13 protein-coding genes are annotated in these 14,453 nt (G+C 63.3%); 3 read left to right on the top strand and 10 right to left on the bottom strand.

The genetic code is table 11. From position 1 onward, the window contains the following. The 3 genes from AC1DX0_RS08525 to AC1DX0_RS08515 all read right to left on the bottom strand — a co-directional run. On the bottom strand, positions 1-1,429 hold a 1,429-nt coding region (locus AC1DX0_RS08525), incomplete at its 3' end, for a xanthine dehydrogenase family protein molybdopterin-binding subunit (protein ID WP_477355007.1). Continuing rightward, positions 1,422-2,786: a c-type cytochrome gene (locus AC1DX0_RS08520; RefSeq protein WP_477223439.1), complete on the bottom strand. Its 1,365-nt coding sequence runs from the start codon at positions 2,784-2,786 to the stop codon at positions 1,422-1,424. The genes AC1DX0_RS08520 and AC1DX0_RS08525, both read right to left, overlap by 8 nt. A gap of 2 nt (positions 2,787-2,788) precedes the next feature. After that, positions 2,789-3,247: a (2Fe-2S)-binding protein gene (locus AC1DX0_RS08515; protein WP_477223438.1), complete on the bottom strand. Its 459-nt coding sequence runs from the start codon at positions 3,245-3,247 to the stop codon at positions 2,789-2,791. Positions 3,248-3,676: 429 nt separating this feature from the next. On the opposite strand from AC1DX0_RS08515, the gene AC1DX0_RS08510 reads away from it, so the two are divergent. After that, a complete protein-coding gene (locus AC1DX0_RS08510) occupies positions 3,677-4,432 on the top strand; it encodes a DUF4142 domain-containing protein (protein ID WP_477223579.1) in 756 nt (251 codons plus the stop codon). A gap of 24 nt (positions 4,433-4,456) precedes the next feature. Further along, positions 4,457-5,059 (top strand): general stress protein, encoded by a 603-nt coding sequence (locus AC1DX0_RS08505; RefSeq protein ID WP_477223437.1) that lies wholly within the window; start codon positions 4,457-4,459, stop codon positions 5,057-5,059. Positions 5,060-5,116: 57 nt separating this feature from the next. Here the strand turns inward: AC1DX0_RS08505 and AC1DX0_RS08500 are convergent, their stop codons facing one another. The 6 genes from AC1DX0_RS08500 to AC1DX0_RS08475 form a co-directional block, all read right to left on the bottom strand. After that, entirely contained in the window at positions 5,117-6,286 is a 1,170-nt protein-coding gene (locus tag AC1DX0_RS08500) for an extracellular catalytic domain type 1 short-chain-length polyhydroxyalkanoate depolymerase (protein WP_477223436.1), read from the bottom strand. A 139-nt stretch (positions 6,287-6,425) separates the two neighbouring features. Continuing rightward, positions 6,426-7,220, bottom strand: coding sequence for an ATP-binding cassette domain-containing protein (locus tag AC1DX0_RS08495; RefSeq protein WP_477223435.1), 795 nt, complete (start codon positions 7,218-7,220; stop codon positions 6,426-6,428). Beyond that, positions 7,220-8,317: an ABC transporter permease gene (locus AC1DX0_RS08490; RefSeq protein WP_477223434.1), complete on the bottom strand. Its 1,098-nt coding sequence runs from the start codon at positions 8,315-8,317 to the stop codon at positions 7,220-7,222. The genes AC1DX0_RS08495 and AC1DX0_RS08490 overlap by 1 nt, the downstream gene beginning before the upstream one ends. A 54-nt stretch (positions 8,318-8,371) precedes the next feature. Continuing rightward, positions 8,372-9,328: a rhizopine catabolism ABC transporter substrate-binding protein gene (locus tag AC1DX0_RS08485; protein WP_477223433.1), complete on the bottom strand. Its 957-nt coding sequence runs from the start codon at positions 9,326-9,328 to the stop codon at positions 8,372-8,374. 113 nt (positions 9,329-9,441) lie between these two features. Next, complete coding sequence (gene iolE, locus AC1DX0_RS08480) at positions 9,442-10,341, bottom strand: myo-inosose-2 dehydratase (RefSeq protein WP_477223432.1); 900 nt, start codon at positions 10,339-10,341, stop codon at positions 9,442-9,444. After that, a complete protein-coding gene (locus AC1DX0_RS08475) occupies positions 10,338-11,456 on the bottom strand; it encodes a Gfo/Idh/MocA family protein (protein WP_477223431.1) in 1,119 nt (372 codons plus the stop codon). Before AC1DX0_RS08475 ends, iolE begins: the two co-directional genes overlap by 4 nt. A gap of 97 nt (positions 11,457-11,553) precedes the next feature. On the opposite strand from AC1DX0_RS08475, the gene mocR reads away from it, so the two are divergent. Then, positions 11,554-13,023 carry a rhizopine catabolism transcriptional regulator MocR gene (mocR, locus tag AC1DX0_RS08470; protein WP_477223430.1) on the top strand — a complete coding sequence of 490 codons (1,470 nt, stop codon included), beginning with the start codon at positions 11,554-11,556 and terminating at the stop codon, positions 13,021-13,023. 128 nt (positions 13,024-13,151) lie between these two features. Here mocR and AC1DX0_RS08465 read toward each other — a convergent pair whose 3' ends face one another. After that, positions 13,152-14,354: an MFS transporter gene (locus tag AC1DX0_RS08465; RefSeq protein ID WP_477223429.1), complete on the bottom strand. Its 1,203-nt coding sequence runs from the start codon at positions 14,352-14,354 to the stop codon at positions 13,152-13,154. Positions 14,355-14,453: the final 99 nt, after the last annotated feature.

Here is a 14,453-nt window from a genome sequence, read left to right as displayed (position 1 = left end):
GATGGTAGCCGGCGGGCCGGTAGAAATCGTGGGCGAAATCGTCTTCCCGGGTCCATTGCAGCTTGACCGGGGCGTTGACCCTTTTGGCGATGGCCGCGGCCTCGCAGGCATAGTCGTTGACCAGCCGCCGACCGAAACCGCCGCCAACGCGGGTCTGGTGCATCACGACTTTCTCCGGCGCGATGCCTGCCGCCTTAGCGACCAGCGGCAGACCGCGATCGGGCTGCTGGGTGGGCACCCACATTTCCATCACGCCGTCATGCCAGTGCGCCGTGGTGTTCATCGGCTCCAGCGGCACATGCGCGGCGAAGGGATATTCGTAATAGCCCTCGACGGTCTTGGCGGCATCGGCGAAGGATTTGTCGACGTCACCGACATTGTCGTCGAGCTTTAGCGGGAAACTGGTCGCCAGCTTGCGGGCCTCGGCCGAGAATTGCGATGTGGAGTCTTTCGATGCTTCGCTCAGGTCCCAATCCACCTGCAGATTGTCCTTGGCCTGGAAAGCGCTCCAGGTGTCCTTGGCGATGATGGCCACGCCCGGCATCACTTCGACCATCATGCCGGTGCCGTCGACGGCGAAGGCGTCGAGCACGCCACGCTGTGCCTTGATCTCGTCGACATTGAAGGACCTGACCTTGCCGCCCGCCGCCGGACATTTGGTGTAGGTGGCATAGACCATGCCGGGAAGCTGGACATCGATGCCGAACAGCGGCTTGCCGGTGACCACCTTGGGATCGTCGACGCCGCGATAGCGCTTGCCGATCAGGCGGTAGTCGGCGCGGCTCTTCAGCTTCAGGCTCTTGGGATCGGGCACCGGCATTTTCGCCGCCGCGGCGGCGAGCGAGCCATAGGTTGCGGACCGGCCGCTGGCGGCATGGGTCAGGACGGAATCCCTGGCGGTAATCTGGGAGGGATTCACCAGCCACTGCGCGGCGGCTGCTGCGATCAGCATTGCCTTGGCGCCGGCGCCGGCTTGGCGCAACTGGTCCCAGGCATGCGGGATGGAGGTCGAACCACCCGCGCCCTGGCTGCCATAGACCTTGGGATTGATGTCGGCCTGCTCCATGACGACATGGTTCCAGTCGGCATCGAGTTCGTCGGCGACGATCACGCCGAAGGAGGTTTTGATGCCCTGGCCGATCTCAGGGCATTTGGAATAGATGGTGATCGTGTTGTCGGGAGCGATGCGGATGAAGGCGTTCATCGCCTGGTCCTTGACATCAGGCGTGTCGACATTCGCCAAATCAGCCGCGAACGCTGCTGCGCCTCCGAGCTGAAAGCCCAGCACAAGTCCTGCCGCGCTCGCGCCGGCCAGCTTGAAGAATGTCCGCCGTCCCATGGTCATCGGCGCGCTAGGCGGCACCGAGCCGACCTCGCGTATCAGCGCCGAGAGGTAGGCATCGGACTGGGCAAAGTGCGTGTCAGCCATTGGGGGCCTCCTTGGACTGCTGCGCCGCCTGCTGTCGCAGGGCGCTCACATCCTTGCCTGTCAGGTCAGCGTCTTTGGCGCCAAACCGGGCGGTGACGTAATTGGCGACAGCCGCGATGTCGTCGTCCGAATAGCCAGCACCGAAGGCCGGCATGAAGATCGTGCCGTCAGCGGTCTTGCGGTTGACGCCGTTGACGACCGTCTGCGCGACATTGGTGGCGCTGGGATCGTTCACCGCGCGCACGCCGGTCAGCGTGGCAAAACCGGTGACCGGGCTGACACCGGTCCAGTCATGGCAAGAGGCGCAGGCGCCGGCGAAGATCTTTTCGCCACGTGAATTGGCATCCGCCACCACGCCTTCCTTGTAAGAGGCTGGCGCAGCGGTCGTGACGGTGCGCGGCAGGTCGCTGGCATGGGCGGGTATGCTGCGCAGATAGGTCACCAGGGCACGGGTGTCGTCCGGCACGAGATAGCTCAGGCTGTCGTCGGTGGCTTCACCCATCGGGCCGGCGGCGCCGCCATGACCGTTGGCATGACCGGTGGAGAGATAGGACGTGAGATCCTCGTCGCTCCAGTCGCCAATGCCCGAAACGCTGTCGCCGGTGATGTTGTAGGCGCGCCAGCCGGCGGTGAGGGCGCCGGCGAATTTGCCGTGATTGTCCAGCGCAAAAGCCAGGTTGCGCGGTGTGTGGCACTCGCCGCAATGGCCCATCGCCTCGGCAAGATAGGCGCCCCGGTTCCATTGCGGGCTCTGGCTGGTGTTGGGGTGGAAGCGCTCGTCGGGATTGAACATCACGTTCCACACCGCCACCAGGCTGCGCTGGCTGAAAGGCCAGGAAAGCTGGTTGGGTTTGGCGGGTGCGTTTACCGGCGCCAGCGTGAAGAGATAGGCCTTGATGGCCAGCGCGTCGGCGTCAGTCATGTAGGTGTAGGAGCTGTAGGGCATGGCGGGATAGAGTTTTGCGCCGTCGGGGCGAATGCCCTTGTGCACGGCCGCGAGGAACTGGGCGTCGCTGTAGTTGCCGATACCGGTCTCTCTGCCCGGCGTGATGTTGGTGGAATAGATCGTGCCGAACGGCATGTTGAAGGCAAAGCCGCCCGCGAAAGGCGCGCCGCCCGGAGCGGTGTGGCAAGCCTGGCAGTCCGCGGCATGGGTAAGGTATTCGCCGCGCTTCACCAGATCGGCACTGGCAAGCTCAGCGGGAACGCCGGTGACATCGGCGCCATGGTAATCCGCGAGCGCCACGGTCGAGCCGGCGGCAAAGGACATCGGATCGCGGCCAAGATAAAGCCAGCCCGCGAAACCAAGCGCGACGACGACAATGACCGCAACGACGATGCCGATTATCTTCTTCATGGTCAGGCCGATTTGGCAGCGGCGCTTTTGATCGCCCGGCGGATGCGGATATAGGTGCCGCAGCGGCAGAGATTGCCAGCCATCGCCGCGTCGATGTCGGCATCGTCGGGTTGCGGGTTCGCATCCAGCAGCGCCGTGGCCGACATGATCTGGCCGGCCTGGCAGTAACCGCATTGCGGCACCGCGGCTTCCATCCAGGCCTGCTGCACCTTGGCGCCGTTGGGCGTGCCGCCGATGCCTTCAATGGTGACGACCGCGCGGGTGCCGACATCGCCGACGGTCAATTGACAGGAACGCACCGGCTTGCCGGCCACATGCACCGTGCAGACGCCGCATTGGGCGATGCCGCAGCCATATTTGGTGCCGACCAGATTGAGATGGTCGCGCAGCACCCAAAGAAGCGGCATGTCTCCCGGCACATCGATCGTGCGGGACTGTCCGTTGATTGTAAGAGTGAGCATGTCTCCATCCCTGCATGACGGTGAAATCGGTCAAGCCACCGATTTGCTCGTCAAGATTATAGGGGAGGGACGATCCGCAAGTAGGGACACGGTTCGTACACATTTCCGGCATCGCCATTGCCGGCGGCCGAACAGAAACGGGCTTTGGTTCGTCTGAACCGGTTCTTTTGCAATGCCTGTGCCGGTGTCTTTTTGGGTCGACTTCGCCAGTCCTGTTCCAGGTCCACCAGAGCTGACGCCAATGCAAGAGGGGGACCTGTCAGTAAAAATCGTTCGCCAACCAGTTTCGCACACCGCAATTTTCAGCGCGAGCCCTCGCTGGACAAAACCGAAGCCGGTCACCGCCAGATTATCTCTGACCATCCGGAACAAAGCTATCAGGCGCAGGTTAGCTCCACAGCACATGTGTGCATGAAAAGGATCTTCGCAATGAAAATTCGCCTATTCCTGGCCTCACTGGCCACAGCCACAGCCATGGCTTTCGCTCTGCCTGCACTCGCCGCCGACAGCGCACAGGACTTCGTCAACAAGGCCGCTGCCGGCGGTATGTTCGAGGTCGATTCCAGCAAGGTCGCCGAAGCCAAGGTGCAGGATCAGAGCGTCAAGGATTTCGCTCGCAAGATGATCGATGACCACGGCGCCGCCAACGCCAAGCTGGAGACAATCGCCGGCGAGCAGAAGCTGACAGTCCCGAAGGAACTCGACGCCAAGCACAAGGGTGATGTCGACACTTTGCAGAACAGCAAGGATCCGATCGACGCGCCCTATGTCCAGATGCAGCGCGACGCGCACACCGATGCCGTGACGCTGTTCGAGAGCTACGCGAAAGATGGCGACAACGCCGAGCTCAAGACGTTCGCCCAGCAGACGGTGCCGACGCTCAAGATGCACCAGGAGATGATCGAGAAGATCGCTTCCACAGTGGCTGACAAATCGGCCGCCACGACCTCGACGACTCCGGCCGTGACCACGACCGACACCGCGAACCCTTCCGCTCCGGTTCCCGGCGCCAACAGCTTTACCGAGGACCAAGCCAAAGGTCGCATCCAGGACGCCGGTTTCTCCGACGTTTCCAAACTAGCCAAGGATGACCAAGGGATTTGGCGTGGCCAGGCAACGAAGGGCGGCAAAACCACGGCAGTCGCTCTGGACTACCAGGGCAACGTTGTTGCCGGCACCAACTGAACCGAAATCCAGGAGATCAAAACCATGAAAACCGTAACCGGACTATTCGACAACTATGATGATGCCTCTGACGCCGTCGGCGAACTGGAAGCCAGCGGTATCGCGCGTGACGACATCAGCATCGTTTCCAGCAATTCGGACAATCAGCACGACAATAACGGGTCCAAGGCCGCCGACGACGCTGCCGGTGGGGCTGGGCTGGGAGCCGCGATCGGCGGCGCCGGTGGACTGCTCGCCGGACTTGGCCTGATGGCCATTCCAGGTGTCGGTCCGGTGGTGGCTGCCGGGTGGCTGGCTGCCACTGCCGTCGGTGCCGTTGGCGGTGCCGTTGTTGGCGGTGCGGCTGGTGGCATCGTCGGGGCGCTTACCGATTCCGGCGTCCCGGAGAATGATGCCCATGTCTACGCCGAGGGCGTCCGTCGCGGCGGCACGCTGGTCACAGCCAAGGTCGACGACCAGCTGGTGCCGGAGGCGGAAAGGATTCTGGGACAGGCTGCGTCTGTTGACCTGGAAGCACGGCGCGGCGAATACCAGGCCGATGGTTGGACCGGCTTCGACCCTGACGCGGAGAACTACCGCTCGAACGAAATCGGCCGCGACGGCGCTCGCGATGTAAACCGAGTTTGATCGACAGGGCCCCGCTGCCGACAGGCGGCGGGGCCATTCTGCCCAACAGACCTTTGGCTAGCGCATCAAGCCGGCTGCACGAAGCGCATCTTCAATAGTCTTGCCAATGCCTGAAGCAGCAGAAGCGCGTGAACCTTCCGGCCGCGGTTGTTCGGCAGGTTCGACCCGCACCGGCCTCGACTTTTCGGGCGCACTATGTGGGCGCAAGGCCGTGCCTGCCGCAGGATCGGGCGAGGCAGCGGCGGACTTCGCCTTCCCTCGTGTACCCCGGTCTGCGAGATCCCAGAAGGCCGCCATACGTCTCGTCGACGATATCCCAACCTCCAGCATGAACGGTGCGGCATGGCCCAAGCCGTCCTCACCTCCCGTTTTCAAGGGGGTGCCATGGCCCATGCCGGCAATCGTGTATTTTTCGATCACCTCATGGCCATCGGCGTCGCACCAGACCTGCCGCGTTTGTCCATCGACGGTCTCTTTTCGAACAGGGCTCGCACCAACGCGATGAACGCCCTGCCATTGGGCGACAAGGGAGTCCGCATTGGCCGGCGCCACCGTGTGGTCGGCCGTGCCTTGCCAGATCGAAATCTTAGGCCATGTCCCTTTGTGTGACGTCGCCTGCGCCAGACGCCGCTGGAGTTCCGACTTGGACGGGCCGCCATGGCCACGCATGCGATCGAAAGCTTCCGGGATCGTCGATGCGCTGCCATAAGCAATGCCCGCAATGATTGCTCCGCCGGCGAACACCTCCGGATATGTTGCCAACATTGCCGCCGCCATGGCGCCGCCGGCGGACAGACCGGTGATGAAAACGCGCCGGCGGTCCAGGCCATGCTTCGTCACCATGGCCTCGATCATCTGGCGGATTGAGAGCACTTCACCGCGATCGCGGGTGACATCTTCAGGCACGAACCAATTGAAGCAGAGATTGGCATTGTTGGCGCGCTGCTGTTCGGGCAGCAACACCGCAAAGCCTTCCTCGGCTGCCAGGCGCGACCAGCCAGCTCCGTGATCATAACCAGCGGCCGTCTGCGTGCAGCCGTGCAAGACGACGACCAACGCTGCTCCACGCGGCAAGTTCTCAGGAACGTAGAAGCGTACCCGCAAGGCGCCTGGATTGGACCCAAACGCCGCCAGGTCGGACAGGCTGTCGAGATGGCCCGGTTGGGAAAATACCGGCCGGCCTCGCATGGCCGAAAGGCGAGCGATCGTATCTGAGATGTTCCGCAAATCGAGATCCTAGACCGCCGGAATGGCGGAAGCCCGAGCACAATGCACTTGAAGCAACATCGTTGCTGCACTGCACAATAACAAGCTTACGCTGGGGTAGACGAGAGGCGAATGCTCCGTTTCAGGCCAGCGCCGTGCCTCAAGCCGGCCCATTCCTGGCCGACTTCGCCAGTTCCTGTTCCAGATCCACAAGTTCCTTGCCGCCTGCCATCAACTTGAGCAGCTGGTCGCGGTCGATTTCGCCTTTGGCGTAGGTGCCGGTGCTCCGGCCGCGCTTCAACAGCGTGAAGCGGTCGCCGACGACATAGGCGTGGTGAACGTTGTGGGAGATGAAGATGACGCCGATGCCGCGCGCCTTGGACTGGACGATGAGCTTCAGCACCACGGATGCCTGGTGGACGCCCAGCGCCGATGTCGGCTCGTCGAGGATCAGCACCTTGGCGCCGAAATAGACGGCACGCGCAATGGCAAGACATTGCCGTTCGCCGCCCGACAGCGTACCGACCGGCTGTTCGGGATCGCGCAGCTGGATGCCCATCGCCGACATCTCGTCATAGGCGGTGCGGTTGGCGAAGTCGGCGTCGAACTGGCTGATCGGCCCGAATTTGCGCATCGGCTCGCGCCCGAGGAAGAAGTTGCGCGCCACGCTCATCAGCGGCACCAGCGCCAGGTCCTGGTAGACGGTCGCAATGCCGCTGTTGCGCGTATCGGCGGGCGAGCCAAACCGTGTCGGCTTGCCCTGCACGCGGATTTCGCCTTCGTCTGGCGTGTAGACGCCCGACAATGTCTTGATCAGCGTCGACTTGCCCGCGCCATTGTCGCCGAGCAGGCAATGCACCTCGCCGGGGCAGACATCGAAAGACACGTCCTTCAGTGCCACGACCGAGCCGAAATATTTGCTGACCGACTTCAGTTCGACATAGGGCTCGGCCATCACCGGCTCCTCATGGCGCGGTTGCGCACATAGCTGTTGAACAGTACCGCGATGACCATCATGGCGCCCATGAACAGCTTGAACCAGTCGGTGTCGATGCCGGTGTAGAAGATGCCCATCTGCACCACGCCGAAGATCAGGGCGCCGAACATGGCGCCGACGGCCGATCCATAGCCTCCGGTGAGCAGCGTGCCGCCGATGACGACGGCGATGATGGCCTCGAATTCCTTTTGCGTGCCGCGCAGCGTGTCGGCCGAGCCGGTGACCAAGACCTGGATCGCCGCGAACAGTGCGGCCGCCATCGCGGTCATGACGAACAGCGTGATCTTGGTGCGCGCCACCGGCACGCCGAGATTGCGCGCGGCATTGGCTTCGCCGCCGGCGGCGAAGATCCAGTTGCCGAAGCGGCTGCGCGTCAACAGCCAGGTACAGGCCATCGTCAGCACGATCCACCAGACGATCGACACCGGAATGCCTGATATCGACGGCAGGCCGTCGGCCCGTTTGCCGATCAGGCCGATGTTCGAAAGCCAGGCGATCAGGCCGGAAAACACCTGTCCCGAAAACAGGCTGTTGAGCGGATCGTTCTGCGCCAGTTCGTGCACGCCCGACACCTGGGTCCGCCCTGATATGCCGCGTGTGAGGCCAAGGGTCAGGCCGCGCAGCATGAACAGGCTGCCGAGCGTCACGATGAAGGAGGGCAATCCGGTCCGGACGACGGCGAGCCCGTTGAGCGCGCCGATGCCGCCGCAGACGGCGAAGGTGAACAGCAGCGAAAGCCAGATCGGCCAACCCCAGAACACGGCGGGGATGGCGATGAGGATGCCGGCAAAGCCGATCATCGAGCCGACCGACAGATCGAACTCGCCGGCGATCATCAGCAGAGCCACGGGGGCGGCGAGAATGCCAAGCTGGGCCGAGACTTCGAGGAAGTTGATGATGCCCTTGGCACTGAACAGTCCCGTGCCCCCCGCCATGATGGCGAAGAACACGAAGACCAGAACGGTGCCGGCGGCCGCGCCAAGTTCCGGCCTGCTCAACAGGCGGCTCAGGCGTGAAACCGACCGGACCCGCTCGTCGCGAATCTCTGAAACCATGGCTGTGTTGCCCTCACAAATGCAGAGGCCGGGGCGAGGCCCCGGCCGCCAGTTCTAGCGCTTGCCGAGTTTCGACAGCTCGATAACCGAGGCGGCAGTGTCCTTGGTGACGAAGCCGGGGCCGGTCGGATAGTCGGCGATCGGCATGATCTTGTACTTCTTCCAGAGGTCGAACATCGCGACCGGGATGTAGCCCATGGCATATTGCTGGGCGTCGATGCCCCACTCCATCTTGCCGGCGACGACGGCCTGCAGGATCGTCGGCGAAAGATCGAACGTCCCGGTCTTCACCTTGCCGGAGAGGCCCAATTCATCGAGCGCGGCCAGCGTCGGTTCGGCACCGCTGGCGCCGACGGCGAGAATGAACTGTGTATCGGCATGAGCGGTCATGTAGGCGATCACGCGGTTCTTCATTTCGGTCGGGTCGATGACGCCGTTCATCACCGGTACGTCGACGCCCAGACCCTTGGCAAAGCCGGCGCAGCGGTCGTCGAGGCTCGAATTGCCGACCTCGTGGTTGGCACAGACCGCCTTGGTGAGGCCGAGCGCCTTGATGCGCTCGCCGGCCATGACGCCTGCCTGGAACTCATCCTGCCCCATGAACAGCAGGCCGCCAAGGTCGTGGGTGAGTTTCGAGCCGCCGGAATCGATGATGATGACCGGGATGCCGGCAGCGATGGCATTCTTGACCGGAGCCGAAAGGGCCGCCGCATCGGGGATCGAAACAACCATGCCGTCCGGCTTCGAGGCCGCGATGGCGTCGATCATCTGCGCCATCTTGGCCATGTCGAAGGTTTCGGGCGCCAGATATTCGGCCTTGACGCCCAGCGTCTTGGCGGCATCGTCCATGCCGTTCTTGACCACAGACCAGTAGGGGTCGCCGCTCTGGCCGTGGGTGACGAACACCACCCGCGTTTCATCGGCGGCCGCAAGGGTCGTGGCCGCCGCCATCATCGTGAAGCCGGCCAGCAGGCCGAGCGCAGGCTTTACTAATTTCGCAAGCGAAAACATAGAACCTCCTGTTTGTTTTCCGCCGCCGTAATTACGGTCGGCAGTCCAGTTGCCCCTTCATTCCAGTTTCATTCCTCAGCACTGGTTCCCCAGAGGCCGCATGGCGGCCTCAATCACTCGATGACGTCAAATCCGGCTTGCCGCGCCATGCGCGACAGGTTCTGGAATCCCATTGTCGCATAGGTCAGCGGATTGGCCTTGCTGGGATCCTGCTCGGCCTCGACGACCAGCCAGCCGCTGTAGCCATTGTCGGCCAGCACGCGCAAAATGGCGGGGTAGTCGATGAAGCCGTCGCCGGGGACGGTGAATATCCCTTCCATGACCGCACCCATGAAACTCATGTCCTCGGCGCGGGCACGCTCGAGCACGGGCTTGCGGGCGTCCTTGCAATGCACATGCACGACGCGTTTGACGTGCGCCTTGACCAGGGCCAGCGGGTCGCCGCCCGAAAATGTCGAATGGCCGGTGTCGTAGAGCAGGCCGACGGCTTCGCCGGTGTGGCGCATCAGCAGGCCGACCTCGGCATCGGTCTCGACGATGGTGCCCATATGATGGTGAAAGGCCATGCGCACGCCGAAATCCGCCATCCGTTCGGCGAGCGCGGTCAGCTTGCGGCCATAGGCCGGCCATTCTTCCGCACTCAGGGCCGGGCGCTGCGAGATCGGCCCCCATATGGCGTTGTGGCGGCCGCGCGAGGTGTCGGCATAGACGACATGGGTCGAGCCCATATCCTTCAAGAGCTGGAGATGCGGCGTGATCGCAGCCATTTCCGCGTCGACGTCCTTCTCGTCGCAGCGGCCATCATACCAGCCGGAAATCATGGCAAGGCCATAGCGCTGCATGATCGGCTTCAACTCGGCCGAGCGGCGCGGAAACTTGCCGCCAAGTTCAGTGCCGGCATAACCGGCGTGCCTGGTCTCGCTGAGGCAGACTTCAAGCGGCGTGTCGCCGCCGAGTTCCGGCACGTCATCGTTTGACCAGGTGATCGGATTGATGCCGATGCGAACCGTCACGGGCGAACTCCTGATTGCTTCGATTGGGCAAGGTGATGGCGAGCGAGGCCGGCCAGCAGCGTCATGTCGCGGCGGGCATGCTCGGCGGTGTTGCGTACCGGTGCGCCTTCGACGATCGCCGACCAGAAACCTTTCAGCTCCTCGACGAATGCTTCTTCGTAGCCGCTGCGTATGTCGCGGCTGGAGAGCGTGTGGCCGTCGCCGGTGCGGATGGTCAGCCGTGTCGGCTGGTGGTTGAGGTAGGGCGAGGGGAATTCCAGTTCGAGCGAGGCGTCGTCGAAGTAGAGCGTGATGCGCTCGCGGTAATCGGGCAGCCCTGGAGTGGCGACATGCGCCATGGTCCACAGCGCCTGGCCGTCGAGCAGCCGGACAGTGCCTTGGCCGCCTTGGCCCTTTGCGAATAGGCAGGCGCCGACAATTTCACCGTCGGCGACGCCGAGTGCACCGAGCAAGCCATGGACGGCGTTCACATCATGCACGATCGACGAACAATAGGCGCCGACAAAGCCGCCGAAGGCGTCGGGATCGTCCAGCCCCGGCACCGCGCCCTCGACCTGCTCGCGCTGCTTGGCTTCGGTCGAGGCAATCAACCCCGCCGCGACATCGTCACCCCGGCAAGTGGAGGCGTGCCGGATGAAGGGCCAGGCGTCGGGATCGTTGACCTCGACCGAAATGTAGCGAAGTGTGTGCGCCGTGCCGGGCAGCATTTTCAGTGCCGCCTCGTAGCTCGGGTCGAAACGCTTCATGTAGCCGACCTGGAGCACCTTTCCGGCGCGATCCCTGGCGGCGATCAATTCGTCGATGTCGCCGGCGCTGTAGCAAAGCGGCTTTTCGCAGAAGACATGCAGCCCCTTGGCGAAGGCGGCGAGGCTTTGTTCGCGGTGCAGCGCATCCGGCGAGGCGATGACCACGGCGTCAAGCGGCATGGCGAGAAGCGCGTCGAGATCGGAAAATGGTTCGAGGCCGAATTCCTCGCCGACAAAGGCGCGGACTTTTCGCGAAGGGTCGTAGACACCGACGATCTTGAACTGCCGGTGCAGCTTGAGCAGGTTCGGGATGTGCTCGACCTGGGCGACGCCGCCCGCACCGATCACTCCCACCCTTATGCACTGCATCGGCCAGCCCCATCTGAACCCGAACGCTTTTTTCTTGAGCCTAAGGCTGCTTTGGTTCCATTGTGAGAGCCAGATCTGATTGATTTTTGAGAACCAGATGAAGACCAGTTTTCCCGTCGACGGCATTGCGCTGGATCGCGACAGTCCCGCCAATCTGCACCGGCAGCTCTATGTCCAGCTGCGCGGCCTGATCGAACGGCGCGTGCTGCCGAGCGGCCACGCACTGCCCTCGACCCGGGTCATGGCGCGGGATCTGAATGTCGGGCGCAACACGGTGATTGCCGCCTGCGACCAGCTGGCGCTGGAAGGCTACCTCGCCATACGGCCACGCAGGCCCTCGGTGGTGATGGATCTGCCGACCCGCTCAGTGGCAGCGGAACAAGTCTCAGTCGAGGACGCCAATCCGATATCGCGGCGCGGGCAGACGATGCTTGCGCAACCCTATCATCATGGCCGGCCGGGCATGCTCGCCTTTCATCCCGGCATGCCGGACCCGGACAATTTTCCGTTCAACACCTGGTCGAAACTGCTCAGCCGCCGCGCAAAATTCGCGCATATAGATCTTTTCGGCACCTATCACGTCAAAGGCTATCCGCCGCTTTGCGAGGCCATAGCGCGCTATCTCACCGCCTCGCGGGGCGTAAAATGCACGGCCGAGCAGATCGTCGTCACCAATGGTGCGCAGTCGGCGTTCGATCTCCTGGCCCGGCTGCTGATCGATGACGGCGACACGGTATGGATGGAGGAGCCGGGCTATTACGGCGCCGGTTCGGCCTTTGTCTCGGCCGGGGCGAAACTGGCTCCGCTGCGCGTCAGCAACGCCGGCTGGAACCTCGATCCACCACCTGTCATTCCGCGCATGATCTTCGTGACGCCCTCCTGCCATCACCCGCTCGGCATCACCATGCCGATGGAACAGCGGCTCAATCTCTTGCACATGGCCGAGACCTGGCGCTCGTGGATCATCGAGGACGACTATGACGGCGAATACCGTTTTCAGGGCCAGCCCATTCCGGCGCTGCAAGGCATCGGCGCGTCAGACCGCGTGGTCTATGTCGGCACCTTCGCCAAGATCCTTTTCCCGGCCATGCGCCTCGGCTTCATGGTGGCGCCCAAGGCGATAGACCATACGATCGTCTCGGCGCTGAGCGTGAGCGGCCAGTTCGCCCCCTTGCTGACCCAGGCCGCGCTCGCGGATTTCATGAATGAGGGGCATTTCACCCGCCATCTCAGACGCATGCGCCGCCTCTATGCGGAGAGGCGGCTATTCTTCCTGGAAAGCGCGCAAAGGCATCTCGGGGAATGGCTGGATTTCCATGCCACCGAATCCGGCATCCAGGTCGTCGGCATCTTTCGCGGGAGATGCAGCGACAGGGCGGTTGCCGAGGCGGCGCTCCAGCAGGGCATCAACGTCTCGGCGCTGTCGATCCAATACCGCCACGGCACGGAGCAGAACGGCCTCGTCATGGGCTTTGCGGCGGCCGATGCGCAGACAACCGAAAAGACGATGCAAAAGTTTCGCGCCGTGCTGCAAAGCCATTTTTCGCCAACGAACGATCCCGGATAAATCCCGGGATCGTTCGTTGTCGCGAAGCGTGCTGCTAGAGCAGTTCACCGAAACAGTGAACTGCTCTAACCCTTTGTTTTGACGCAATTCCGGACCGAAAACCGTTTCACACTTTTCCTGGAATTGCTCTAGGCTGCCTGCAACTCTCTGCGCGGCAGCGGCGGGAAGGCGATGGCTATGCCCGCGGCACCCAGGCCGATCAGGGCCGAGCCGATGAACAGCCAGTGGTAGCTGGCATAGGCGTCGAAGATCATGCCGCCGGCGAGCGGTCCCAGCGCCATGCCGAGGCTGGAGAGCATGGTGGCGGCGCCGAACACGGTGCCAAGAATGCGCTGGCCGAAATACTCGCGCGCCAGCACCGCGTAGAGCGGCATCACGCCGCCATAGGTGGCGCCGAAGATGACGGCCAGCATATAGAACTGGTCGAGCTGGCTGATCGAGAGATAGGCGGCAATGACGATCGCCTGGATCGCCAGTCCCGCGACCAGCACAGGTTTGACGCCGAGCCGGTCGGCCAGCACGCCGTAGAGAAGCCTGCCGCCCAAGCCGGCGAGACCCTCGACGCTGTAGATCGTAACCGCCGCCATGGGTGCTACGCCGCACAGCATGGCGTAGCTGACCATGTGGAAGATCGGCCCGGAGTGGGCAGCACAGCAGGCGAAAAAGGTCAGCCCCAGCACGATGAACTGCGGCGAGCGCAACGCCTGGGCCACACTCATGCCGGCACGCTCGGCGACCGGCGCTGAAGCCGCATCGGCAATAGCGGGCTTTGGCGGCTGGCGGACCAAAAGCACCGCCGGCAGCAACAGCACCCAGGCCATGATGCCGATGTCGAACATGGCGGTGCGCCATTCATAGGCGGAGATCAGCCAGCGGGCGAAAGGCGAGATCGTCATCGGGGCGACGCCCATGCCGGCCGAGACAAGGGAAACCGCAAGCCCGCGGTGGGTGTCGAACCATCCGGTGGTCAGCGCGATCATCGGCGCGAAGAAGGCGCTGGCGGCAAGCCCGACGAGCACGCCATAGCTGATCTGGAAGGTCAGCAGTGAGCCGGCACGGCTCGCCACCACCAGCGCCAGCCCGAGCAGCACTGCACCGATCGCCACGACGATGCGGGCGCCGAAGCGGTCCGAGAGGGCGCCCCAGGCGAAGCCGCCAAGGCCCATGACCAGGAAGTTGAGTGTCATGGCGCTCGAAATGCCGGCGCGGGACCACTGCGTGTCGAGCGCCATCGGTTCGAGAAATATCGCCAGCGAAAACATCGTGCCGATGGCGACACAGGACATCAGCGCGCCTGCCGCGACGATGACCCAACGATAGGAAAGGTTCATGCAAATCTCCCATGCCAGAGGGCAGCGCTCAGCGCTGCTTGCGTCCGAAGGACGCTGGCACCGAGGCCCGTCCTACAATCCGGTTGCATTTTTTATCCA

The sequence above is a fragment of the Mesorhizobium sp. P3_A9 genome (assembly GCF_056402975.1).
Note: the sequence above shows the minus strand (reverse complement) of the source record. Positions and strands in the feature narration are given on the sequence as shown.